The following is a 22,294-nucleotide window of genomic DNA, read 5'->3' on the forward strand; positions in this document are numbered from 1 at the left end:
ATGCCCTGCAACAGCAGGCCAGATTTGACGCTTTCATCAGCGAATTCAACGAGGAAAGGCCGCATGAGGCGTTGGCCATGAAGCTGCCGACGGAACTCTACACGCCCTCTTCACGGCCGTATTCCGGCCTGCCGGAGCTGACCTATCCCCTCCATGACAAGGACATCCTGGTCACCGCCTGCGGCCGCATCTGCATGATGAGGAAGAAGATCAACGTCTCGACCGTGCTCGCCGGTCAGAGGCTCGGAATAAAGGAGGTCGACGACGGCATTTGGCTCGTAAGCTTCATGCACTATGATCTGGGATATATCGACCTGGAACAGAGAACCTTGCAGACCATCGACAACCCGTTCGGCACGAGGTTGTCACCCATGTCTTAGGTACATTCTGTTACCCATGTCTCCGGGTCGTACCCATTGCGAAGTGGCGGAGAGGGAGGGATTCGAACCCCCGATGGGCTTGCACCCATGCCGCATTTCGAGTGCGGTGCATTCGACCACTCTGCCACCTCTCCGCGGTCATGGTCCGCCGTTGCCGGCGCGGCGCACTAGATAACGGCTGGACAGGCAGGTTACAAGGGCCAATCTGCCCCGGCGCCGCAGCTTCTGTCCATGCTTCTTCGAGGCTCCGGTGGCCGTTGCTCGATATTTGCAAGGTCTGGGCTCAACCCATTCGCAGCTTGCCCGCGGCGCTTGCCTTGACTCAAGCCGAACCTTCGGTTAGGGACAGCGCGCAATCGGCGTGGAGGGATCTTCCGCGCCGCTTGTTTTTTGAACCCGCAGACTGACAAAAAGACGGCCGAACCGCCTGTGGCGGTTCATCAAGGCCGACCGAACAGCGAAAGGCAAAAAATGTTCGCAGTCATCAAAACGGGCGGCAAGCAGTATCGCGTTGCCGCCAACGATCTCCTGAAGATCGAAAAACTCGAAGCCAATGTCGGCGACATCGTCGAGATCGGTAGTGTGCTCGCGCATGGCGAGGGCGAAAACGTCACGTTCGGCGCACCGTTCGTGGATGGTGCGATGGTCACCGCCGAAGTCGTCGAGCAGGGCAAGAACCGCACCGTCATCGCCTTCAAGAAGCGCCGCCGGCAGAATTCGCGCCGCAAGATCGGCCATCGCCAGCTTTTGACCACCGTCAGGATTGCTGAAATCCTGCTGGGTGGCGCCAAGCCGGCGAAGAAGGCCGCCGCCAAGACCGAAGCGAAGGCTGAAGTTGCAGCCAAGACCGAGGCGAAGGCTGAAGCCGCGCCGAAGGCAGCAGCGAAGGCAGAGGCTGCGCCGAAGAAGGAAGCCAAGGCCGAGACGACCGAGGACAAGGCTGCCGAAGCCGCCGCACCGTTGTTCAAGGCGCCGAAGGGCGAGCCGGACGACCTGACCGTGATCAAGGGCATCGGCCCGGTCGCCGCCGGCCAGCTCAACGAACAGGGCATCACCACCTTTGCCCAGATCGCCAAGCTGTCCGACAAGGACGTCGCCAAGATCGACGAGCACATGCCGTTCAGCGCCGACCAGATCAAGGACTGGCGTGAGCAGGCCAAGGAATTGGCGAAGAAGTAGAACGAACCGACGCAATCGTCGCCGGATCGGACTTGAAACGGAACGCGAACGCGTTCATAAGATCGTTTAGGCGCCTCGCGGCGCATCGGAGTAGTTAGATGGCACACAAGAAAGCTGGCGGATCGTCGCGCAATGGTCGCGACTCCCATTCCAAGCGGCTCGGCGTGAAGAAGTTCGGCGGCGAAGCCGTGATTCCGGGCAACATCATCATTCGTCAGCGTGGCACGACGTGGCATCCCGGCACCAATGTCGGCATTGGCACGGACCACACGCTGTTTGCGCTCGAAGCTGGCGCAGTCACCTTCAACAAAAAAGCCAATGGCCGAACCTACGTATCGGTGAACCCGATGACGAAGGCAGCGGAGTAGCCGGTTCCGCACGAGAACACCGGCACCCATCTCGGGACCGGTGTCTGGCCAAGCCAGGAAATGGATCAGGGGAGATGGGTTTCCATCTCCCCTTTTTCTTGTGCCTGGAGGACTTTGATATGGTTGCCGAAGCGGAAGTGACAGACGACGAAAGTTACACGATAGATTGCCCGGTGCTCGCGACCGAGCGGCTGGTCATGCGTGCCCCGCGTGAAAGCGACATCGAGCAATTGGTGGCGCTCGCCGACAACCGCCATGTCGCGGAAATGCTGGCTCGCATGCCGCATCCCTATGGCGAGGCGGAGGCACGCGCTTTCCTGGCCATGACGGCATCGCGCCGGGCCGGAATCGCCTATGCGTTGACGCTGGCCGGCACCGAGACCTTCGTCGGCTGTGCCGGGCTCAACACCACGGATCGCGGGCTGGAGCTTGGCTACTGGATCGGCGAGCCGTACTGGAAGCGCGGCTACGCGACGGAAGCAGCGCACGCACTGGTCGACCTTGCCTTCCAGAGAACCACGATCCAGGTGCTGCACGCCTCGACGCGGGTTATCAATCCGGCCTCGCGCCGGGTCATCCACAAATGCGGCTTCCAGTATGCCGGCCAGGGCATGCTGAATTCGATCGTTGCCGGTCAGGTGCCGGTCGAACGCTACCGCCTCGATCGCAAGACCTGGACCAGCCTGCGGAACTGGGTGCATTTTTGATGGATGCGGCTCACGTCATCTCGAGCCAGACCGGAAAGTGATCCGAACCGGCCGCTTGCCGGTCGACCCACAGGCGCCTCAGCGATTTGGCAAGCGAGGCGCTGGTGAAGATGTAGTCGATGCGCTTGTAGCGGCTGGTATCGCCCGGCTGCTTGGGGTCGACCCAGGTGACGAGATCGGCGCCGGCAGCGCCGAGGCGTGCGGCGGCATCGATGGCGAGGTCGGCGGTCACCGGCATGCCGAATTCGTGGTCAGGCTGGCCGGCGAGTTCGACATGTTCCGGCGATCCGGCCAGCATGTTGAAGTCGCCCATGACGACGAAGGCTTCGGGAGAAGGCAGCTCCGGCAAGCCGATCTCGGCGACGCCGGAGAGCCCGCCGCCCTCGAGCGGGTATTTCAACAGACGCTGGCGCAGAAAGCGGATCTGGCTCAGGCGTTCAACCGGGCTGCGATGGTCGAGATGGGTGGAATAGAAGCGGATCGGACCAAGCGGCGTTTCGACCAGCGCCTCCAGCGCGCCGCGCTGGAAGTTCATCGCCTCGACACTGCGGCTGCGCGGCAAAAGGAGATTGCGCGACAGATGGATCGGCGTCCTCGACAGCACCATGTTGCCGAGCTGGAAGGTGGTCGTGATGGCGCGGCCGTTCTCCAGGCGCGAGCCAGCGTCGGCTTCGAAATTGCTGCCGTAGACGGCAAAATAGTCGGGCAGCGCCTCGCCGAGGTCGGCCACCATGTCGCGGCCGCCATTCTTCGGGTTAGCGCGGGTGACCTCCTGCAGCGCGATCACGTCGGCGCCGCGCACGGCATCGGCGATACGGCCGATATCATAGCGGGCGTCGAGGCCGACGCCGTAATGGATATTGTAAGTTACCAGCTTCATTCCGACATCTCGCGCTTGGAAAGCCGAGGATCGATTTTTCGGCAAGGGTCAACCAAATGGTACGCGTCCAGAGCTACGCGCGACGTTACAGTAGCAAAAACGGCCCTCGCCCTTCGACCCGCCTTGGTTTAGAGCAATCCCGCAAAGCCAATAGCAGAAACCATACAATCCGATGAAATTTCTCGATCAAGCCAAGGTCTACATCCGCTCCGGCGACGGCGGCGCCGGTTCGGTGTCGTTCCGGCGCGAAAAGTTCATCGAGTTCGGCGGCCCGGACGGCGGCGACGGCGGTCGCGGCGGCGATGTCTGGGTCGAGGCGGTCGATGGGCTGAACACGCTGATCGACTATCGCTACCAGCAGCATTTCAAGGCCAAGACCGGGACGCACGGCATGGGCCGCAACATGACCGGCGCCAAGGGTGCCGACGTAACGCTGAAAGTGCCGGCCGGAACACAGGTCTTTGCCGAGGACAATGAGACGCTGATCTGCGATCTGACGGTCGTCGGCCAGCGCTTTCTGTTGGCCAAGGGCGGCAATGGCGGTTTCGGCAACCAGCACTTCAAGACCTCGACCAACCAAGCGCCGCGCCGCGCCAATCCCGGACTGCCGGGCGAAGAGCTCAACATCTGGCTCAGGCTGAAGCTGATCGCCGATGCCGGCCTTGTCGGGCTGCCCAACGCCGGCAAGTCGACCTTCCTGGCGGCGGTCACCGCGGCCAAGCCGAAGATCGCCGACTATCCCTTCACCACGCTGCATCCGGGCCTTGGCGTGGCCCGCATCGACGGTCGCGAATTCGTCATTGCCGATATTCCGGGCCTGATCGAAGGCGCGCATGAAGGTGTCGGCATCGGCGACCGCTTCCTTGGCCATGTCGAGCGCACGCGCGTCCTTCTGCACCTCGTCTCGGCGCAGGAAGAAAATCCGGGCAAGGCCTACAAGACCGTGCGCGCCGAACTCGGCGCCTATGGAAACGGGTTGACCGACAAGGTCGAGATCGTCGCGCTTTCCCAGGTCGACATACTCGATGCCGCCGCGCGCAAGGCGAAAGCCGCCTCGCTGAAACGCGCCGCCGGCCGCGCGCCGATGCTGCTTTCCGCCGTCACCGGCGAGGGCGTCGAGGCGGTGCTGCGCGCGCTGATGGGGGTGGTGGCGGAGGCACGCGAAGCCGTCGCCGCGCCGGTCGAGACGCGCTGGAACGCATAGCCATGGCCGCGCAATCGCTGAAAAATTATCGGCGCATTGCCGTCAAGATCGGCTCGGCGCTGCTTGTCGACCGCACGACGGGCCTGAAGCGCGACTGGCTGGCCTCGCTTGCCGACGACATCGCCGTGCTGGCCAGTGGCGGCGCCGAAATTCTCGTCGTGTCTTCCGGGGCGATTGCACTCGGCCGCACCATCCTCGGCCTCGGCAAGCGGGCGCTGAAGCTCGAGGAGAGCCAGGCTGCTGCTGCCGTCGGGCAGATCGCCTTAGCCGGCGCCTGGTCGGATGCGCTCGGCAAGAATGGCTTGAAATCGGGCCAGATCCTGCTGACGCTCGGCGACACCGAAGAGCGCCGCCGCTATCTCAACGCGCGGGCGACGATCTCGACACTGCTCAAGATGAAGGCGGTGCCGGTCATCAACGAGAACGATACGGTGGCCACCTCCGAAATCCGCTATGGCGATAACGACCGGCTGGCTGCGCGCGTCGCCACTATGATGGGCGCCGACCTTTTGGTGCTGCTCTCCGACGTTGACGGGCTCTACACGGCACCGCCGGCGCGTGACCCGCAAGCTCGATTCATTCAGGTCGTCGACCGCATCACTCCCGACATCGAAGCGATGGCGGGTGCCGCTGCTTCGGAATTGTCGCGCGGCGGCATGCGCACCAAGCTCGACGCCGGCAAGATCGCGACCGCCGCCGGCACCGCCATGATCATCACATCGGGCACGCGGCTGTCGCCGCTGCTGGCAATCGAGCGCGGCGAGCGTGCCACCTTCTTCCGGCCGAGCGCCAATCCGGTCAAGGGCTACAAGACCTGGATCGCCGGGCAGCTCGAACCTGCAGGACGGCTGACCGTCGATGCCGGCGCCATCGGCGCGCTGCTCTCCGGCAAGTCGCTGCTGCCGGCCGGCGTCAAACTGGTCAGCGGCAATTTTGCGCGTGGCGACACGGTGGCGATCCTGTCGCCCGAGGGCCGCGAGATCGCGCGCGGGCTGGTTGCCTATGATGCCGCCGATGCCGTAAGGATCGCTGGCCTGAAGACGGCCGAGATCGAAACCGTGCTCGGCTACGAGGCGCGTTCGGCGATGATCCACCGCGACGATCTTGTGGTGAGCCATGCCGGTGGCGAGCAAGTAGTCGGTGACCAGGTTACATAGCGGAGGATGAGCCATGCTGACGCTGCATGAAAAATCCCGGGATGATACCGTGGCGCTGATGGCCGATATCGGCCGCCGCGCGCGTGCCGCGGCCCGCCCGCTGGCCATAGCTGCGGCCGAGCGCAAGCACGCGGCGCTGTTCGGCATGGCTCAGGCGATCCTTCGGCATGAGCAGGACATCCTCGACGCCAATGCCATCGACATCAGAAATGGCAGGGAGGCTGGCCTATCGGCAGCGTCGATGGATCGGCTGAAGCTCGATCCCGCCCGCATCCGCGCCATGGCAGACGGTATCAGCGAGATCGCCGGGTTACGCGATCCGGTCGGCGATGTCATTGCCGCATGGGACCGGCCGAACGGGTTGCATATCGAACGGGTGCGCACGCCGCTCGGCGTCGTCGGCGTCATCTATGAGAGCCGGCCTAACGTGACCGCCGATGCCGGCGCGCTCTGCCTCAAGGCGGGCAATCCGGTGATCCTGCGCGGCGGCTCGGATTCGGCGAATTCTTCCGCCGCTATCCATGCCTGCCTGGTCGAGGGGCTGAAGGCAGCCGGGCTGCCGGAGGATGCCATACAATTGGTGCCGACCACCGATCGCGCCGCCGTCGGCGAAATGCTGAAAGGACTTTCCGGCAATCTCGAGGTCATCATTCCGCGCGGCGGCCGCAGCCTGGTCGAGCGTGTGCAGAGCGAGGCGCGGGTGCCGGTCTTCGCGCATCTCGAGGGCATCTGCCATCTCTATATCGACCGATCGGCCGATCTCGACATGGCGGTCAAGATCGCGGTCAATGCCAAGATGCGGCGCACCGGGGTGTGCGGTGCTGCCGAGACGCTGCTGGTCGACCGTGCCGCCGCCGGCACGCATCTGGTGCCGATCCTCGAGGCCTTGCGGGCGGCAGGCTGCGAGATCCATGCCGATGCCGAGGCGCTGAGGCTTTATGCCGATGCCCAGCCCGCGACCGATGCAGACTGGGTGACCGAGTATCTGGACGCGATCATTGCGGTGAAGCTGGTCGACGGCGTCGCCGGCGCCATCGAGCATATCGAGACGTTTTCCTCGCATCACACCGAGGCGATCATCGCCGAGGACGCCACAGCGGTCGACCGGTTCTTCAACGAGGTCGATTCGGCGATCCTTCTGCACAACGCCTCGACCCAGTTTGCCGATGGCGGCGAGTTCGGCATGGGCGCCGAGATCGGCATCGCCACAGGCAAGATGCATGCACGCGGGCCGGTCGGCGTCGAGCAACTGACCTCGTTCAAATACCGCGTACGCGGGTCGGGACAGGTGAGGCCTTGAGCGCCGGTCTTACCCTCCCCCTTGTGGGGAGGGTGGCGAGCATCGCGAGCCGGGTGGGGGTGCGACGCTGAACTCTGCAACACCCCCACCCTGCTCCGCTTCGCGGATCGACCCTCCTCACAAGGAGGAGGGTAAGGAATCCGTATCCTCCCACTATCTGCACATGCCGCATGCCGGGAAAGGCGTGGCGGTCGGGCTGTTCGGCGGTTCGTTCAACCCGCCGCATGCCGGCCATGCGCTGGTCGCCGAGATCGCACTCAGACGGCTTGCGCTCGACCAATTGTGGTGGATGGTGACGCCCGGCAACCCGCTCAAGCACGCCGGAGACCTGGCGCCGCTGGCTGAGCGGCTGCAGCTATCCGAAAAGATCGCCAAGAACCCGAAGATCAAGGTCACCGCCTTCGAGGCAGCCCACCGCGTCCGCTTCACCGCCGACACGCTGGCGCTGGTCAAGGCGCGTAACCCGGGCGTCGATTTTGTCTGGATCATGGGCGCCGACTCGCTTCGCGACTTCCACCGCTGGCAGCGCTGGCGCCGCATCGTCATGACGTTCCCGATCGCGGTGGTCGACCGGCCAGGTGCGACGCTGTCGTTCCTGTCGTCGGTGGTCGCCAAGACCTTCGACTATGCTCGCGTCGACGAGGACGACGCACCGCGGCTCGCCCGCATGACGGCGCCGGCCTGGACCTTCATCCACGGCCCGCGTTCGTCGCTGTCGTCGAGCGCGATCCGCAAGGTGGCAAAGGGATAGGAGTCTCCTTCTCCCCCCTGTGGGACAAGGTGGCCGAGCGAAGCTCGGTCGGATGAGGGGTGCTGGAATGATCGCTAGCTTGAAGAACTAAGCACTTAAAATCCCTCGGTCTTTTTACGCTGCATTTCTTCCAGCACCCCTCATCCGTCTCGGCGCTACGCGGCAATCCACCTTCTCCCACAAGAAGGGGAGAAGGCAAGTCCGGTGATGTCGCTTTTGCCGCTGCCTTGACCTGCTTGATGGGCGATCCTCGGTCATGACGATTCTCGAGCGCGACCAGGACAAGAACGGTCTAGGGCAGCCGGCGCCGTCGATCGCCATTGCCAGCATCCTGTTGTCGATGGCGCTGATCGCCGTCGGCAATGGGCTGATGTTCGCCTACATCCCAGTCCGGCTCGGCGCCGAGGGCTTCGATCCGACATGGGCGGGGCTGATCGTCACCGGCCTTTCGGCTGGCGGCCTCGCCGGCTGCATCCTGACCGGGCCGCTGGTGCGGCGTGTCGGCCATGCCCGCGTATTCATGGTGCTGTCGGCGCTGATCGTGCTGTCCAACGCCGCGGTCGGCGCCGGGCCGCACCCATTGCCATGGATCGCTGCACGGGCGCTCTACGGCTTTGCCATATGCGGCCTGTTCATTGTCGCGCAGAGCTGGCTGAACGATGTCGTCGCCAACGCCATCCGCGGCCGGGTCATGGCTATCTTCTACGTTGCCTATGTCGCCGGGCTCGGCGTCGGTTATTCGACGCTGGCGTTGATCGATATCCGCGCGGCCGATGCGCCGCTGATCGGCATCGCCTTCACCGCGCTGTCGATCCTTCCCGTCGGGCTGACGCGGCTTGCGCAGCCGCCGGCGCCGCAAGCGGCGTCCGTGGCGCTCGGCCGCGCCTGGCGGATCTCCCCGGTCGGCGTTGCCGGCATGCTTGCCGTCGGCGGCCTGTCGATGACGATCTCGGGTTTTGCGCCGATCCATGCCACGACCAAGGGCTACAGCCAGGCCGACGTCGCGTTGCTGCTTTCGGCAATGCCGGCCGGCACGCTGATCCTGCAGATTCCGCTCGGCTGGATTTCCGACCGCACCGACCGGCGCTTTGTGCTGATCGCGGCGTCGGCGCTTGCCGCCGCGGCGGGCCTGTTTGCCCTCGGTTTCGACGGCGGCGCGCTGGCGGCGCTGCTTGTCATCTATGTGGTCTGGGACGGCGCCTCGGAATCGATCTACTCGCTGGCCAGCGCCCATGCCGGCGACCGCGCCGGCAAGGACGACATGGTGGCGCTGTCGAGCTCGCTTTTGTTTGCCTGGTCGCTGTCCGGCTTCGTCGTACCCGGCATTGTGACTGGGCTTTCCGCCGTCTACGGCACGCAGGCCTTCATCTATGTGGCAATCGTCATTGCCGCCGCCTACTGCCTGTTCGTTCTCTGGCGCGTCGTCATGGTCCGGCCGGTGCCCGCCACCGAGACCGGCAGTTTCGCGCCAATGACGGCGCAGGCGCCGCTGCCTGTCGATCTCGCCTTCGCGCCCGAAGATCAGCGCCGGCGCGAAGGACTTTGAACACCCTCCAGCTGGTTTCAAATGCTCTATTGCCGCGTGGCCGAGGCATCCGGCTGAGGCGCTTTCGGTGCCGGCGCCGGGACCGAAAGGCCCTCGGCATCGAACGCCTGCTTGACGCTCTTGGTGAGGTCGATCTGGGCGGCGAAGAAATCGGCAGCCGCCGTCCAGTAGCGCAAGGTGATGGCGACGGTGCTGTCGCCGACAGTCGCGACAAAGGCGATCGGCGCCGGCTGCCGCCTGACGCGCCGGTCGGCGGCGGCGACACCGAGCATGGTCTTCTGCGCAAAATCGATGTCGTTCCAGGAGCCGATGCTGAGCGTGATGTCGCCGCGGCGCACACCGTTGCGGGTGAAGTTGCGGACCGGCTGGTTCCACAGGGTCGAGTTGGGTGCAAGCACGTAGACGCCTTCGACCGTCCTCAGCGTTGTGGCAAACAGCCCGATCTCCTCGACGGTGCCGGATATCGCGCCGACTTCGACATATTCGCCGATGCGGAACGGCCGCAGCGCCAGGAGCATGATGCCGGCGGCAATGTTCTGCAGCGTGCCTTGCAGCGCCAGGCCGATGGCCAGGCCGGCGGCACCGATAGCGGCAATGATCGAAGCCGTCTGCACGCCGAACTGGCCGAGAACCATGATCACGACCAGTCCCAGGATGGCGTAGCGGACGACCTGCGAGAAGAAATGGCGGAGCGTTTCGTCGAAGCCGCTGATATGGCCGAGGCCGGCATAGATCGAACGCTCGGCGAGGCCGGCGACGATGTAGCCGATGACCAGCAGGATGACGGCGCCGACCGCCGAAAGCGAGTAGGAGACGATCAGCGTGCTGAGTTGCGCCAGGCCGGATTGCACGGTGAGGAGGGCGTTCTGGGGATCGATCGGCATGTCGGGATTCCGGTTCGTGGATGAGCCGATAACCGCTGCGGGGCGAGGCGGTTCCGATTTTCTGGCCCGAAAAGCCGGATATTCGGCCGCTGCCGGGTGCCTGCTTGCGAGCGGTGTCTTGAAACTGCAACCTAACTCTGCCTATCTAAGCAGTGTCACCTGATTTCAGAGGTGATTTGGTTGTTCTTGCTGCGAAAGGAAATACACTGAGAACAGCACTGCGGAAGAAGGCCGACATCGTGCCTTCGCCGGCCGGGATCAGCGTAAACGACGCCGTGTCCCGCGCCATCAAGACAGTCCTTGCCAGTCTGGAAGACTCCAAGGCCGAAAACATCGTCTCAATCGACATTCAGGGGAAATCGAGCCTCGGCGACTACATGGTCGTCGCGTCTGGCCGATCGCACCGTCATGTCTCGGCTGTTGCCGATCATCTCCTTAAGGCGCTCAAGGATGCCGGGCTCGGCACTGCGCGCGTCGAGGGGCTGGCTGGCGCCGACTGGGTCCTGATCGATTCGGGCGACATCATCGTCCATGTCTTCCGTCCCGAGGTCCGCGACTTCTACAATCTCGAAAAGATGTGGCAGGCGCCCGATCTCGAGGAGGAGACCCTCCACTGAGCCGTATTCGTCTTGATGCATGTCGTTGTCCGACATGCATCAGCGGCTCTTCGAGGCAGGGATGAAGATTACGGTTCATGCCGTGGGCCGAATGAAAGCCGGCCCCGAGAAGCAGTTGGCCGACCGCTATTTCGAGCGTTTTGCCAGGAGCGGTCCTGCCGTAGGCCTCGAATTCGCCGGGATCGTCGAGATTGCCGAAGGTCGCGCGCAGACGGCCAATGAGCGCCGGCGCGAGGAAGGCCAGAAGCTGCAGACGCACTTGCAACCGGGCACGGCGCTGATGCTGCTGGATGAGCGCGGCAAGAACCTTTCCTCCGAGGATTTCGCCGGCCGCATAGGTTCGCTGCGCGATGGCGGGCGCAAGGCGCTGGTGATCGCCATTGGCGGCGCCGACGGCCATGACCAGTCACTGCGCGACCTGGCTGATCTGACGGTGTCGCTCGGCGCGCTGACCTGGCCGCATCAGCTGGTCCGCGTGATGCTGGGCGAGCAGCTTTACCGGGCGGCCACGATCCTTTCCGGTCACCCCTACCATCGTTCATGAAGTCGGCTCCGTCGGCGAATTGATGCCAGCCGCCCGGATTTTTGCCCCAATGCTCATCGACAGTTTGGCCTCATGGGGTTTGTCGATGACGGCCGGGGCTCGAACATGGTTGATGGTTCGTTAACGAAGCCGCGCATAGAGTTGGGCTTCAATGTCTGAAGACTGGAAATCACGAACGGGCTCCTGGCGCGTGCGCTACGGCATCGCCGTGGCGACGATCGCGCTTTCGCTCGGCGTCGCGCGGGCCGAGAACACGCTCGACCTGGCGCCCGACCCGGACCAGAGCCGCGCCGAATACGAAAAAGTATCGAAAGAGATCACGCTGTCGTCCGAGCGGCTGGCCAAGCTCGCCGCCGACATAGCGGCTGTCAAGAAGGACCACGCCTCGATCACCGCGGCGCTGATCCAGTCGGCGATGACCGAGCAGAAGCTCGGCCAGGACATCGAGGACATTGGCGGCAAGCTGGAAGGGCTGAAGGCGCAGGGGCAGAAGATCCGCGCCTCACTGGCCGCCAGACGCGACGTTCTGGCCGAAGTGCTCGGCGCGCTGCAGCGCATGGGGCTCAATCCGCCGCCGGCGATCCTGGTCAAGCCGGAGGACGCATTGTCGTCGGTGCGCAGCGCCATCCTGCTCGGTGCCGTGGTGCCGGAACTGCGCCAGCAGACCGACATGTTGCTGGCCGACCTCAAGGAGCAGTCGCGGGTGACGGCCTCGATCGAGGCCGAGCGGGCGCGGCTGACGGCAGCTGTCGGCGAGCAGGCGGCGGAAAAAAAGCGGCTCGGCATGCTGCTCGAAGCCAAGCAGAAGCTCGCCGCCGATACGCAAACCGCGCTGGCCGCCGAAAAGCAGCGGTCCGCGACGTTGGCGGCCAAGGCCGGCAGCCTGAAAGAACTGATCGCCTCGCTCGAGGCCGACAGAGCCCGCAAGGCGGCGGATGCGGCCAAGGCAGCCGAGCAAAAGACGGCCGACGCCGACAAGGGCCCGGCATCGGCTGCGGCGCCGACGGAATTGGCCTCGCTGCCGGTGCCGGAGAGCAACAGGCTCACCGCTGCCGCGCCGTTTTCCGCGCTTCAAGGGCAGATCGCGCTGCCGGTCACCGGCAGGATCAAGCGGCGCTTCGGGGCCGACGACGGTAACGGCGCGGTGATGCTCGGTGACATGGTTGCGACACAATCGGGAGCCATCGTCACAGCGCCGGCGGATGGAAATGTGCTTTATGCGGGGCCTTTCCGCTCTTACGGTCAACTCTTGATCCTGAATGCGGGTGACGGCTATCATGTCGTCCTGGCGGGGATGAGCAGAATCAGCGTCGCGTCTGGCCAGTCGGTGCTCGCAGGTGAGCCGGTCGGCGCGATGGGAGAGGCCCGGGTGGCGAGCACCTCGGCATCGAAGAATGGAAATGCCACGCCGGAGCTCTATGTCGAGTTCCGCAAGGATGGAAAACCCGTCGATCCGGCCCCATGGTGGGCGGACCGTTTTTCTGGAAGGACGTGAATGATGCGGAAACTGTCGCTTCTGTTTGCCGGTGCGCTGATGGGTGCATCGGCGATGAGCCTGGTCTATGGCGCGCCCGGCTCGACAGCGAAAGCTGCGGGCTCCGAGACCTATAAGCAACTGGCGATCTTCGGCGATATCTTCGAACGGGTGCGGGCGAATTATGTGACGCCGCCCGACGACAAGTCGCTGGTTGAAAATGCCATCAACGGCATGCTGTCGTCGCTCGACCCGCACTCCTCCTACATGAATGCCGAAGAAGCGCAGGACATGCGCGTGCAGACCAAGGGCGAATTCGGCGGCCTCGGCATCGAGGTCACCATGGAGAACGACCTGGTCAAGGTGATCACGCCGATCGACGATACGCCGGCCGCCAAGGCAGGCGTGCTTGCCGGCGACTATATCGCCAAGATCGACGGCGAGGAGGTTCGCGGCCTGACGCTCAACGACGCCGTCGAGAAGATGCGCGGGCTGGTCAATACGCCGATCAAGCTCACCATCCTGCGCCAGGGCGCCGACAAGCCGATCGAACTGACCGTCGTGCGCGATATCATCAAGGTCAAGGCGGTCAAGTTCCGGGTCGAAAACGACATCGGCTACATGAAGATCACCTCCTTTACCGAAAAAACCTATGACGACCTCGAGAATGCCATCGACACCATCAAGAAGCAGGTGCCGAACGACAAGCTCAAGGGCTACGTGCTCGACCTGCGCCTCAATCCGGGCGGTTTGCTCGACCAGGCGGTGAGCGTGTCGGATGCCTTCCTCGACCGCGGCGAGATCGTCTCGACGCGCGGCCGCGACCCGAAGGACGTCACCCGCTTCGACGCGCGGGCCGGCGACGACATCGGCGGCAAGCCGCTGATCGTGCTCGTCAATGGCGGCTCGGCCAGTGCCTCGGAAATCGTCGCCGGCGCGCTGCAGGATCTGCGCCGCGCCACGGTGGTCGGCACGCAGTCCTTCGGCAAGGGTTCGGTGCAGACCATCATCCCGCTTGGCGAGAACGGGGCGCTGCGGCTGACGACGGCGCTCTATTACACGCCGTCCGGCAAGTCGATCCAGGGCAAGGGCATCACGCCCGATATCAAGGTCGACCAGCCGCTGCCGGCGGAACTGCAGGGCAGGGACCTGACGCGCGGCGAATCCGACCTCAAGGGCCATATCAAGGGCGCCGACGAAGGCACGACCGGTTCGGGTTCGGCAGCCTATGTGCCGCCGGAGCCGAAGGACGATTTGCAGCTCATCTATGCCGAGCAGCTGCTGCGCGGCCAGAAGACCGATCCGGCGTTCCCGCCGAATCCGCAAAAGGCCGTGTTGAACCAGTAAGGGCGGGCAAGCCGGGCCAAACGGGTCTGGCTGCCTGAGCGAAGCGATGCGATGCTGCCGGGGCCGCGAGGCTCCGGCAGTTTGATTCGGGGCTGCGGCCGGCATGCTGCGCGTCCAGTGAAGCAAGGGGACGCGCCGACATTTTGGATCTTGCGCCTCCGGAGAAGGTTTTACTTCGGGGATGCACGCCGGGGGTGCGGGCTTGGCTGATATCGGCAAGGACATAGAACGACCTCTCGGACAGGCGATCCGGCCGTCGCGCTCGGGCAGCGGGATCAGCGCCGGTGCGGTCGCGGCCGCGCTTGTCGTGCTGTCGGTGGTCGGCGTCTCCAGCGCGATCGCCTTGCGCGACAAGCCGTTCCGGAAGCTGCAGGAAGTAGCGGTCTCGACGCCGAAGACGCCGGCGGCGGATACCGCCGCTGCGCCTGCCAAGGCGACGCCCGAAACGGCAGCGCCAAGCAACGCAAGCGGGGCCAACATAAGCGGGCCGAAGACGGGCGGTCCGCAGATCATCCATGTCCAGACCGAGGAGGGCGATGGTCCACCCGAGGCGGCCATCGTCATCCGCGACCCTTCGACGATCGGCCAGAACCTCAGGATCGCGCACATTCCCGACAAGGCACTGATCGAGGCCAGCGAGACCGGTCCGCTGCCGATCCGCGCCGCCGACGGCCGGCGCCCGTTCGATGTCTATGCGCGGCCGTGGTCCGGCGCACGCGGTGCACGCGTGGCGCTCGTCATCGGCGGTCTTGCCGTGTCGCAGACCGGCACGCAGGCAGCCATCGCCAAGCTGCCGGCGGAGGTGACGCTGGCCTTCGCGCCGCAAGGCAACAGCATTGGCCGCTGGATGCAGGTGGCGCGGCAGAGCGGCCATGAGGTCATCATGCAGGTGCCGCTCGAGCCGTTCGACTATCCGAACGTCAATCCCGGCCGTAACACCCTGACCGTAGCTGCGACGCCGGACGAGAATTTAAAGAATTTACGCTGGGCGCTGTCGCGAACGACCAACTACACCGGCGTCATGAACTATATGGGCGCCCGCTTTTCAGCCGACGCGACGGCGATGGGGCCGTTGATGGCCGAACTTGGCAAGCGTGGTCTGGCCTATATCGACGACGGTTCGTCGGCGCGCAGCCTGGCACCCGAATTGGCGCTGAAGGACGGCGTACCGTTCGTCGGCGGCGATACGGCGATCGACGCGGTGCAGGACCGCGGCGCCATATTGAAGAAACTGGATGGGCTGGAAGCGACGGCGCGAGCGAAAGGCTTTGCCGTCGGCATCGGCTCGGCCTTCGACCTGACGGTCGATACCGTATCGTCCTGGGTGACCGAGGCCAAGAAGCGCGGCATCGAGATCGTGCCGGTTTCAGCGGTGGCCATAGATCCGGAAAAAGGCTGAGATGGCAAAGAACAAGCTCGTTGACGCCGAGACACTGCCCTACCGGCCCTGCGTAGGGGTGATGGTCCTCAATGGCGACGGCCTGGTCTGGGTTGGCCGTCGCATTGCCGAGCCGGACAGCGAATTCGCTGGAACGACGCAGCTCTGGCAGATGCCGCAGGGCGGCATCGACGATGGCGAGGAGCCGCTGCCCGCGGCGTCGCGCGAACTCTACGAAGAGACCGGCATGCGCTCGGTGTCGCTGCTGGCCGAGGCGCCGCACTGGATCAAATACGACCTGCCGGCGCATCTGGTCGGCGTCGCCTTCAAGGGACGGTATCGCGGCCAGACGCAGAAATGGTTTGCCTTCCGCTTCCACGGTGACGAAAGCGAGATCGCGATCAATCCGCCACCGGGTGGCCACAAGGCCGAGTTCGACCGGTGGGCGTGGCGGCCGATGCTGGAATTGCCGGGCCTGATCGTGCCGTTCAAGCGCAAGGTCTACGAAGACGTGGTGGCGGCGTTCCGGCATTTGGTGGCGTAGCCACTGGCCTTCCGCTAAAACAGGTCGGCATGAACGACATCTCCAGCAAATCTCTTCCGCAGGCCGTTGCCCCACGGCAGGCTGGCGCCCCGAGCGAGCCGATCAGCGAAGCGGCGGCGGGGGCAATCCTGACTATCGATCTCGGCGCCATCCGTGAGAATTACCGGCGGCTGAAGGCGCGGCTGGGCGGCGTCAGCTGTGCTGGAGTGGTCAAGGCCGACGGTTACGGGATTGGCGCGGCGCCGGTGGCGGCGGCACTGATGGCTGAGGGCTGTAATACCTTCTTTGTTGCGCATTTGGCCGGCGGCATCTTGCTGCGCAAGGCGCTCGGCTCAGGCCCGGCCATTTATGTGCTGAACGGCATTCCGCCGGGTGCGGAAAGGGAAGCGGTTGCGGCAGGGCTTTGCAGCGTACTCAACAGCGCCAGCCAACTCGCGGCATGGCGCGAGATGGCCGGGCGGGTGGGCCGTAAGTTGCCGGCCGCCCTCCAGGTCGACAGCGGCATGTCGCGGCTCGGCATGACGCCCGCGGAGGTGAAGGCAGTCGCGCAGGATACGCACGCCTTCGACGGTGTCGAAGTGACGTTCGTGATGAGCCATCTCGCCTGCGCCGACGAACCCGAGCAACTGGCCAACGAGCGGCAGCGGCTGGAATTCGAACGGCTGCGCCAAATGCTGCCGGAAGCGCCGGCTTCCCTTGCCAATTCATCAGGCATTTTTCTCGGGCAGCGCTATCACTACGACCTCGTTCGTCCGGGTGCCGCTCTCTATGGCGTCAATCCGACGCCGGCGAAGGACAATCCGATGCTGCCGGTGGTGCGATTGCAGGCCAAGGTCATCCAGACGCGGATATTGGAGGCCGGCGCCGGTGTCGGCTACGGCCACACTTTTCATGCCAAGGCCCCGCTTGCCGCGGCGACGATTTCGCTCGGCTACGGCGATGGCTGGCATCGTCGCGCCGCTTCCGCTGCCTGGTTCGAAAATGTGCGGCTGCCCTTCGTCGGCCGGATTTCGATGGATACGATCATCCTCGACATTTCCGCACTGCCGCCCGGCAAGCTGAAGGCCGGCGACCTCGTTGAACTGATCGGGCCGTCATCGCAGACGGTGGACCAGGTAGCTGGCCAGGCCGGCACTATCGGCTACGAGGTCTTGACCAGCCTCGGCCACCGTTTCCACCGGCGCTATGTGAATCGCTAGGACGCAAGCTTGTTGTCCTCACGCATGTCTTTTCCCTGAGCATCGGCACTTGGCTGACGCCACAGAATCCGGCAGACAGAAGGCGGCGATGATCCCGGTCTCGAATCCCGACGAGATGCCGCCGCGGAGAACCAAACGATGAAGATCTTCGTGCTGGGCGGCGGTGTGATCGGGGTCACCACCGCCTATTTTCTTGCCGAGGCCGGCCATCAGGTGACTGTGATCGATCGCCAGAAAGGCCCGGCGCTGGAAACCAGCTTTGCCAATGCCGGCGAGATCTCGCCTGGCTATGCCTCGCCCTGGGCCGGGCCCGGCGTTCCGCTGAAGGCCATCAAATGGCTTTTGATGAAGCACGGCCCACTGGTGGTGCGACCGGCCCTCGATCCGCATATGTGGATATGGCTGGTCAAGATGCTGCGCAATTGCACGGCTGAACGCTACGCGCTGAACAAGGCGCGCATGGTGCCGCTGGCCGAGTACAGCCGCGACACGCTGAAGGCGCTGCGCGAGGCGACCAGCATCGCCTATGACGAGCGCGCAAAGGGCACGCTGCAGCTTTTCCGAACGCAAAAGCAGCTCGACGGCGTCGGTGGCGATGTCGAGGTGCTGAAGACCTATGGCGTCCCCTACCAGGTTCTCGACCCCGACGGCTGCATTGCGGCCGAACCCGCGCTGGCTGGCGTGCGCGAAAAATTCGTCGGTGGCCTGCGGTTGCCCGGCGACGAAACCGGCGACTGCAAGATGTTTACCGACAGGCTTGCCGAGCTTTGCGCGGCACGCGGCGTCACCTTCGAATACGACACGGAGATACGGCGCGTCGTCAAGAAGCGCGATCGCATCACCAACATCAGCACCAGCAAGGGCTGGATGGTCGCTGATGCCTATGTGATGGCGATGGGCAGCTATTCGGCGCGGTTCATGCGCATGCTGAAGCGCCCCATCCCGGTCTACCCGGTCAAGGGCTATTCGATCACCCTGCCGATCAAGGACGCCACCGCCGCACCGGTCTCGACCGTGATGGACGAGAGCTACAAAGTAGCGATCACCCGGCTCGGCGATCGTATCCGGGTCGGCGGCACGGCGGAGATTTCCGGCTTCGATCTGCGGCTGCACGAATCGCGGCGCCGCACGCTCGAACATTCGGTCGGCGACCTGTTTCCGGGCAGCGGCGACATGCGATCGGCGACCTTCTGGTGCGGGCTGCGGCCGATGACACCGGACGGGCCGCCGCTGATCGGCCGCACCGATTTCTCCAATCTCTATCTCAATACCGGCCATGGCACACTCGGTTGGACCATGGCCTGCGGCTCGGCTAAGGTTCTAGCCGACATCATCTCCAGCCGGGTGCCCGACATCGACGTCGGCGATCTCGGGCCGGGACGATATGCCAAGTAAGACCCCCGGCAACTTAAGACAGCCGCCGGCCGATAGGCTTCACGCGAACAAACCCCTGTCCCGTTCGACGGCCTTGGTGATGAAGCTCGAAACGACCTGGACGCGGCGCAGCGGCCTGACCGATTCGTGATAGACCAGCCAGTAGGCGCGGCGAATGGGTGCGACGATATCGAGGGGCACCAACTCCGGCATCGAGCGGGCAACGAAGGTGTGCAGTATGCCGATCCCGGCGCCGGAACGCACCGCTTCGGCCTGGCCGAGCGCGGAGGAAATGGCGAAGCTGGTGCGCCAGTCGGCGCTGAATTCGGCCGCGTAGTCGAGCGAGGGACTGACGATCAGATCCGGCACGTAGCCGATCAGCGTATGCTGACCTAGCTCGGCGGCGCTTCCGGGCAAGCCATGGGTGTCGGCGTAGGCACGCGACGCGAACAGGCCGAGCGTGTAGTCGACCAGCTTTCCCGCCACCAGGCGGCCTTCCGTCGGCCGCTCGACGGTGATGGCAATGTCGGCCTCGCGCCGTGACAAAGAGAAGGAGCGTGGTACCGGCACCAACTGGATGGTGAGTTCACGGTGCAGAGCGGTCAGCACGCTGAGGCGCCTGGCCAGGAAGGCGACGCCAAAACCGTCCGGCGCGCCGATCCGCACGGTGCCCGACACGTCGTCGCCTTCGCCTGAAACAGTCGAGCGCGCGGCGATCATGTCGCCCTCCATGCGTTCGGCGATCTCGAGGAAACGCTCGCCCGCCGGCGTCAGCTCACTGCCGGTGGTAAGCCGGCGAAACAGTTTTGTCCTGAGCGCATCCTCGAGGGCGGCGATGCGGCGCGAGACGGTCGCGTGATTAAGCTCCAGCCGCCTGGCGGCGCCGAGGATCTGACCGGCGCGCGCCACGGCAAGGAAGATGCGGGCATCATCCCAGTTCATCGGGAGGGTCCGGATGATGACGATTACGGCAGCGCTCGACGGCGAAGAAACTCAATTTTCTCTATCCCATGGCGTACACCACACATCTCTATCATTTGCGCGATTTGATGCACAGACACCCACTGCTATCTATTTTCTGCACAACGGTTGCGTTTTCGCTCGCGTTGCCATCGCTCTCGCAAAGGCGGACAATGCCTCATCACGAACCAGGGAGAGAGACCATGATCGAATACGGTCATTTCATCGGCGGCAAGCGCGTCGCCGGAACCAGCGGCCGCAAGCAGGACGTCATGCAGCCGATGGACGGCACGGTGCGCGGCACGGTGGCGCTGGCTTCGCAGGCGGAATTGCGCGCGGCGGTCGAAAACGCCAAGGCGGCACAGCCCGGCTGGGCGGCGACCAACCCGCAGCGGCGCGTGCGCGTCCTGATGCGGTTCCTCGAGCTGGTCGCCAAGGAGTATGACGCGCTGGCCGAGATATTGGCGCGCGAACACGGCAAGACCATCGCCGACGCCAAGGGCGACATCCAGCGCGGCCTCGAAGTGGTCGAGGTCTGCATCGGTGCGCCGCACATGATGAAGGGCGAGTTCACCGATGGCGCCGGCCCCGGCATCGACGTCTATTCGATGCGCCAGCCGCTTGGCGTCGTCGCCGGCATCACGCCGTTCAATTTTCCGGCGATGATCCCGCTGTGGAAGATCGCGCCGGCCATCGCTTGCGGCAATGCCTTCATCCTCAAACCGTCCGAGCGCGACCCGGGCGTGCCGATGCGCATTGCCGAACTGTTCATCGAGGCCGGCCTGCCGGCGGGCATCCTCAATGTCGTCAATGGCGACAAGGAAGTGGTCGACGCCATCCTCGACGATCCCGACATCAAGGCCATCGGTTTCGTCGGCTCGACGCCGATCGCCCAGTACATCTACTCGCGCGGCTGCGCGGCCGGCAAGCGCGTGCAGTGCTTCGGCGGTGCCAAGAACCACATGATCATCATGCCGGATGCCGATATGGACCAGACCGTCGACGCGCTGATCGGCGCCGGCTACGGCTCGGCCGGCGAGCGCTGCATGGCCATATCGGTGGCCGTTCCGGTCGGCAACGACACCGCCAACCGGCTGATGGAAAGACTGGTGCCGCGGGTCGAGAGCCTGAAGGTCGGTCCGTCGACCGATTCTTCCGCCGATTTCGGCCCGCTGGTCACGGCACAGGCGCTGGAGCGGGTCAAGTCCTATGTCGACACCGGCGTCAAGGAAGGCGCCAAGCTGGTCGTCGACGGACGCGGCTTTTCCATGCAGGGTTACGAGAACGGCTACTATATGGGCGGCTGCCTGTTCGACAATGTGACCCCCGACATGCGCATCTACAAGGAAGAGATCTTCGGGCCGGTGCTGTCGGTGGTGCGCGCACCGACCTACGAGAACGCAATCAAGCTCGCCAACGAGCACGAGATGGGCAATGGCGTCGCTATCTTCACCCGCGACGGCGACGCGGCGCGCGACTTCGCCTCGCGGGTTCAGGTCGGCATGGTCGGCATCAACGTGCCGATCCCGGTGCCGATCGCCTACTATACGTTTGGCGGCTGGAAGGCGTCCTCCTTCGGCGACCTCAACCAGCACGGGCCGGACGCGTTCCGCTTCTACACCAAGACCAAGACGGTGACGTCGCGCTGGCCGTCCGGCGTGAAGGATGGCGCCGAATTCGTCATTCCGACGATGAATTAGCCGGACGGTTTTCTGTCTGCGCGTCCTCGCCTTCGGCTTCGGGCGCGCGGGCCGGCGTGAAGAACGGCGCCGAATTCGTCATTCCGACGATGAATTAGCCGGACGGTTTTCTGTCTGCGCGTCCTCGCCTTCGGCTTCGGGGGCGCGGGCCGGCGTGAAGGATGGCGCCGAGTTCGTCATTCCGACGATGAATTAGCCGGACGGTTTTCTGTCTGCGCGTCCTCCCCTTCGGTTTCGGGCGCGCCGGCCGGCGTGAAGGATGGCGCCGAGTTCATCATCCCGACGATGAACTGATCCAGATCGCGGAAAGCAAAAGAAGCCCTGGGCTCGACCCGGGTCTTTTTTGTCGCGATCTTCATCGGCATGAACACTAATGTGATGGAACCAAGAAGGCAGCAATCTTCTTAGGTTGCAGTCCTGCCGCGAAGCAGACGCTGGCAGATCAACCAACGGCGCTGGTGACGGCTCCGGGGATATCGTCCGGCGCAAAGGAGGTGTCAGATGACACGTCTCGTGGCGACTGTAGCTTGCGCTGCGATGGCCCTTTCCGCCGTCCCGGCAATGGCTGCCGAGCAATGTGCGGCACGCGCGGATATGGTCAAGGCGCTCGGCGAGAAGTTTCATGAAAATCCGAGCGCGGTCGGCGTCGTCAATCCGAATGTGGTGCTTGAAGTCTTCGTTTCCGACAAGGGCACATGGACCATCCTCGCCAGCGACACAAAAGGCCAAAGCTGCGTGATTTCAGTCGGCGAAGGCTGGGAGAGCGCGATGACGATAGCGGCGCTGCCAGGCACCTGATGA

Annotated in this window: 22 protein-coding genes, 1 tRNA gene and 1 pseudogene; 19 read left to right on the plus strand and 5 right to left on the minus strand. The window is 64.4% G+C overall.

All coding sequences use genetic code 11. The features are described 5' to 3' along the window. A pseudogene (locus tag NKI63_RS08010) lies at positions 1 to 380 on the plus strand (IS481 family transposase); the annotation flags it as partial. Between the two features lie 44 nt (positions 381 to 424). Here the strand turns inward: NKI63_RS08010 and NKI63_RS08015 are convergent. Then, a tRNA-Ser gene (locus NKI63_RS08015) sits at positions 425 to 514 on the minus strand. A gap of 337 nt (positions 515 to 851) precedes the next feature. Between NKI63_RS08015 and NKI63_RS08020 the strand changes: the two genes are divergently transcribed. From NKI63_RS08020 to NKI63_RS08030, 3 genes are all read left to right on the plus strand, one after another. Continuing rightward, entirely contained in the window at positions 852 to 1,559 is a 708-nt protein-coding gene (locus NKI63_RS08020) for a 50S ribosomal protein L21 (protein WP_352471261.1), read from the plus strand. A 98-nt stretch (positions 1,560 to 1,657) separates the two neighbouring features. Further along, positions 1,658 to 1,927 carry a 50S ribosomal protein L27 gene (gene rpmA / locus NKI63_RS08025; protein WP_023678077.1) on the plus strand — a complete coding sequence of 90 codons (270 nt, stop codon included), beginning with the start codon at positions 1,658 to 1,660 and terminating at the stop codon, positions 1,925 to 1,927. 119 nt (positions 1,928 to 2,046) lie between these two features. Further along, complete coding sequence (locus NKI63_RS08030; RefSeq protein WP_352504900.1) at positions 2,047 to 2,634, plus strand: GNAT family N-acetyltransferase; 588 nt, start codon at positions 2,047 to 2,049, stop codon at positions 2,632 to 2,634. 10 nt (positions 2,635 to 2,644) lie between these two features. Here NKI63_RS08030 and NKI63_RS08035 read toward each other — a convergent pair whose 3' ends face one another. Next, positions 2,645 to 3,514: an endonuclease/exonuclease/phosphatase family protein gene (locus NKI63_RS08035; protein WP_352504901.1), complete on the minus strand. Its 870-nt coding sequence runs from the start codon at positions 3,512 to 3,514 to the stop codon at positions 2,645 to 2,647. 172 nt (positions 3,515 to 3,686) lie between these two features. Here NKI63_RS08035 and obgE point away from each other — a divergent pair, with 172 nt between their 5' ends. The 5 genes from obgE (at position 3,687) to NKI63_RS08060 (ending at position 9,472) form a co-directional block, all read left to right on the plus strand. Beyond that, the gene (gene obgE / locus NKI63_RS08040) at positions 3,687 to 4,718 is read left to right on the plus strand and encodes a GTPase ObgE (RefSeq protein WP_352504902.1); all 1,032 of its coding nucleotides are present in this window, start codon (positions 3,687 to 3,689) and stop codon (positions 4,716 to 4,718) included. 2 nt (positions 4,719 to 4,720) lie between these two features. After that, positions 4,721 to 5,875: a glutamate 5-kinase gene (gene proB, locus NKI63_RS08045; protein ID WP_352504903.1), complete on the plus strand. Its 1,155-nt coding sequence runs from the start codon at positions 4,721 to 4,723 to the stop codon at positions 5,873 to 5,875. A gap of 13 nt (positions 5,876 to 5,888) precedes the next feature. Beyond that, positions 5,889 to 7,175, plus strand: coding sequence for a glutamate-5-semialdehyde dehydrogenase (locus tag NKI63_RS08050; protein WP_352504904.1), 1,287 nt, complete (start codon positions 5,889 to 5,891; stop codon positions 7,173 to 7,175). Between the two features lie 163 nt (positions 7,176 to 7,338). After that, a complete protein-coding gene (locus NKI63_RS08055) occupies positions 7,339 to 7,926 on the plus strand; it encodes a nicotinate-nucleotide adenylyltransferase (protein ID WP_352820991.1) in 588 nt (195 codons plus the stop codon). A 256-nt stretch (positions 7,927 to 8,182) separates the two neighbouring features. Then, on the plus strand, positions 8,183 to 9,472 hold the full coding sequence (locus NKI63_RS08060; RefSeq protein WP_352751255.1) for an MFS transporter: 1,290 nt from the start codon (positions 8,183 to 8,185) through the stop codon (positions 9,470 to 9,472). Between the two features lie 26 nt (positions 9,473 to 9,498). On the opposite strand, the gene NKI63_RS08065 is transcribed toward NKI63_RS08060, so the two are convergent. Continuing rightward, the gene (locus NKI63_RS08065; protein WP_352745856.1) at positions 9,499 to 10,356 is read right to left on the minus strand and encodes a mechanosensitive ion channel family protein; all 858 of its coding nucleotides are present in this window, start codon (positions 10,354 to 10,356) and stop codon (positions 9,499 to 9,501) included. 239 nt (positions 10,357 to 10,595) lie between these two features. Between NKI63_RS08065 and rsfS the strand changes: the two genes are divergently transcribed. The 8 genes from rsfS to NKI63_RS08105 all read left to right on the plus strand — a co-directional run bounded on the left by rsfS (position 10,596) and on the right by NKI63_RS08105 (position 18,854). Beyond that, on the plus strand, positions 10,596 to 10,973 hold the full coding sequence (gene rsfS, locus NKI63_RS08070; RefSeq protein ID WP_023678068.1) for a ribosome silencing factor: 378 nt from the start codon (positions 10,596 to 10,598) through the stop codon (positions 10,971 to 10,973). A 61-nt stretch (positions 10,974 to 11,034) separates the two neighbouring features. After that, positions 11,035 to 11,517 (plus strand): 23S rRNA (pseudouridine(1915)-N(3))-methyltransferase RlmH, encoded by a 483-nt coding sequence (rlmH, locus tag NKI63_RS08075; protein WP_023678067.1) that lies wholly within the window; start codon positions 11,035 to 11,037, stop codon positions 11,515 to 11,517. A 151-nt stretch (positions 11,518 to 11,668) separates the two neighbouring features. Next, positions 11,669 to 13,012, plus strand: coding sequence for a murein hydrolase activator EnvC family protein (locus tag NKI63_RS08080; RefSeq protein ID WP_352696887.1), 1,344 nt, complete (start codon positions 11,669 to 11,671; stop codon positions 13,010 to 13,012). Next, positions 13,013 to 14,338, plus strand: coding sequence for a S41 family peptidase (locus tag NKI63_RS08085; protein ID WP_023719673.1), 1,326 nt, complete (start codon positions 13,013 to 13,015; stop codon positions 14,336 to 14,338). Between the two features lie 202 nt (positions 14,339 to 14,540). Beyond that, on the plus strand, positions 14,541 to 15,737 hold the full coding sequence (locus tag NKI63_RS08090; RefSeq protein WP_352751252.1) for a divergent polysaccharide deacetylase family protein: 1,197 nt from the start codon (positions 14,541 to 14,543) through the stop codon (positions 15,735 to 15,737). Between the two features lies 1 nt (position 15,738). Beyond that, positions 15,739 to 16,260 (plus strand): RNA pyrophosphohydrolase, encoded by a 522-nt coding sequence (locus NKI63_RS08095; protein WP_352751251.1) that lies wholly within the window; start codon positions 15,739 to 15,741, stop codon positions 16,258 to 16,260. A 29-nt stretch (positions 16,261 to 16,289) separates the two neighbouring features. Next, positions 16,290 to 17,459 carry an alanine racemase gene (gene alr, locus NKI63_RS08100; RefSeq protein WP_352687125.1) on the plus strand — a complete coding sequence of 390 codons (1,170 nt, stop codon included), beginning with the start codon at positions 16,290 to 16,292 and terminating at the stop codon, positions 17,457 to 17,459. Between the two features lie 66 nt (positions 17,460 to 17,525). After that, positions 17,526 to 18,854 carry a D-amino acid dehydrogenase gene (locus NKI63_RS08105; RefSeq protein ID WP_352751273.1) on the plus strand — a complete coding sequence of 443 codons (1,329 nt, stop codon included), beginning with the start codon at positions 17,526 to 17,528 and terminating at the stop codon, positions 18,852 to 18,854. Positions 18,855 to 18,893: 39 nt separating this feature from the next. On the opposite strand, the gene NKI63_RS08110 is transcribed toward NKI63_RS08105, so the two are convergent. After that, the gene (locus NKI63_RS08110; protein WP_352820995.1) at positions 18,894 to 19,775 is read right to left on the minus strand and encodes a LysR family transcriptional regulator; all 882 of its coding nucleotides are present in this window, start codon (positions 19,773 to 19,775) and stop codon (positions 18,894 to 18,896) included. Positions 19,776 to 19,996: 221 nt separating this feature from the next. On the opposite strand from NKI63_RS08110, the gene NKI63_RS08115 reads away from it, so the two are divergent. Continuing rightward, complete coding sequence (locus NKI63_RS08115) at positions 19,997 to 21,493, plus strand: CoA-acylating methylmalonate-semialdehyde dehydrogenase (protein ID WP_352687131.1); 1,497 nt, start codon at positions 19,997 to 19,999, stop codon at positions 21,491 to 21,493. Between the two features lie 176 nt (positions 21,494 to 21,669). On the opposite strand, the gene NKI63_RS08120 is transcribed toward NKI63_RS08115, so the two are convergent. Next, complete coding sequence (locus tag NKI63_RS08120; RefSeq protein WP_352820998.1) at positions 21,670 to 21,858, minus strand: hypothetical protein; 189 nt, start codon at positions 21,856 to 21,858, stop codon at positions 21,670 to 21,672. A gap of 136 nt (positions 21,859 to 21,994) precedes the next feature. Between NKI63_RS08120 and NKI63_RS08125 the strand changes: the two genes are divergently transcribed. After that, complete coding sequence (locus NKI63_RS08125) at positions 21,995 to 22,291, plus strand: hypothetical protein (RefSeq protein WP_352751245.1); 297 nt, start codon at positions 21,995 to 21,997, stop codon at positions 22,289 to 22,291. The last annotated feature ends 3 nt before the right edge of the window (positions 22,292 to 22,294 follow it).

It is taken from the genome of Mesorhizobium sp. M0410 (genome assembly GCF_040321435.1).
Lineage (GTDB): Bacteria > Pseudomonadota > Alphaproteobacteria > Rhizobiales > Rhizobiaceae > Mesorhizobium.

Excerpts from the sequence above, each read along its gene's own strand:
- NKI63_RS08020 (WP_352471261.1), top strand. The coding sequence starts at position 852 with ATGTTCGCAGTCATCAAAACGGGCGGCAAGCAGTATCGCGTTGCCGCC.
- rpmA (WP_023678077.1), top strand. The coding sequence starts at position 1,658 with ATGGCACACAAGAAAGCTGGCGGATCGTCGCGCAATGGTCGCGACTCC.
- NKI63_RS08030 (WP_352504900.1), top strand. The coding sequence starts at position 2,047 with ATGGTTGCCGAAGCGGAAGTGACAGACGACGAAAGTTACACGATAGAT.
- NKI63_RS08035 (WP_352504901.1), bottom strand. The coding sequence starts at position 3,514 with ATGAAGCTGGTAACTTACAATATCCATTACGGCGTCGGCCTCGACGCC.
- obgE (WP_352504902.1), top strand. The coding sequence starts at position 3,687 with ATGAAATTTCTCGATCAAGCCAAGGTCTACATCCGCTCCGGCGACGGC.
- proB (WP_352504903.1), top strand. The coding sequence starts at position 4,721 with ATGGCCGCGCAATCGCTGAAAAATTATCGGCGCATTGCCGTCAAGATC.
- NKI63_RS08050 (WP_352504904.1), top strand. The coding sequence starts at position 5,889 with ATGCTGACGCTGCATGAAAAATCCCGGGATGATACCGTGGCGCTGATG.
- NKI63_RS08055 (WP_352820991.1), top strand. The coding sequence starts at position 7,339 with ATGCCGCATGCCGGGAAAGGCGTGGCGGTCGGGCTGTTCGGCGGTTCG.
- NKI63_RS08060 (WP_352751255.1), top strand. The coding sequence starts at position 8,183 with ATGACGATTCTCGAGCGCGACCAGGACAAGAACGGTCTAGGGCAGCCG.
- NKI63_RS08065 (WP_352745856.1), bottom strand. The coding sequence starts at position 10,356 with ATGCCGATCGATCCCCAGAACGCCCTCCTCACCGTGCAATCCGGCCTG.
- rlmH (WP_023678067.1), top strand. The coding sequence starts at position 11,035 with ATGAAGATTACGGTTCATGCCGTGGGCCGAATGAAAGCCGGCCCCGAG.
- NKI63_RS08080 (WP_352696887.1), top strand. The coding sequence starts at position 11,669 with ATGTCTGAAGACTGGAAATCACGAACGGGCTCCTGGCGCGTGCGCTAC.
- NKI63_RS08085 (WP_023719673.1), top strand. The coding sequence starts at position 13,013 with ATGATGCGGAAACTGTCGCTTCTGTTTGCCGGTGCGCTGATGGGTGCA.
- NKI63_RS08095 (WP_352751251.1), top strand. The coding sequence starts at position 15,739 with ATGGCAAAGAACAAGCTCGTTGACGCCGAGACACTGCCCTACCGGCCC.
- alr (WP_352687125.1), top strand. The coding sequence starts at position 16,290 with ATGAACGACATCTCCAGCAAATCTCTTCCGCAGGCCGTTGCCCCACGG.
- NKI63_RS08110 (WP_352820995.1), bottom strand. The coding sequence starts at position 19,775 with ATGAACTGGGATGATGCCCGCATCTTCCTTGCCGTGGCGCGCGCCGGT.
- NKI63_RS08115 (WP_352687131.1), top strand. The coding sequence starts at position 19,997 with ATGATCGAATACGGTCATTTCATCGGCGGCAAGCGCGTCGCCGGAACC.
- NKI63_RS08120 (WP_352820998.1), bottom strand. The coding sequence starts at position 21,858 with ATGCCGATGAAGATCGCGACAAAAAAGACCCGGGTCGAGCCCAGGGCT.
- NKI63_RS08125 (WP_352751245.1), top strand. The coding sequence starts at position 21,995 with ATGACACGTCTCGTGGCGACTGTAGCTTGCGCTGCGATGGCCCTTTCC.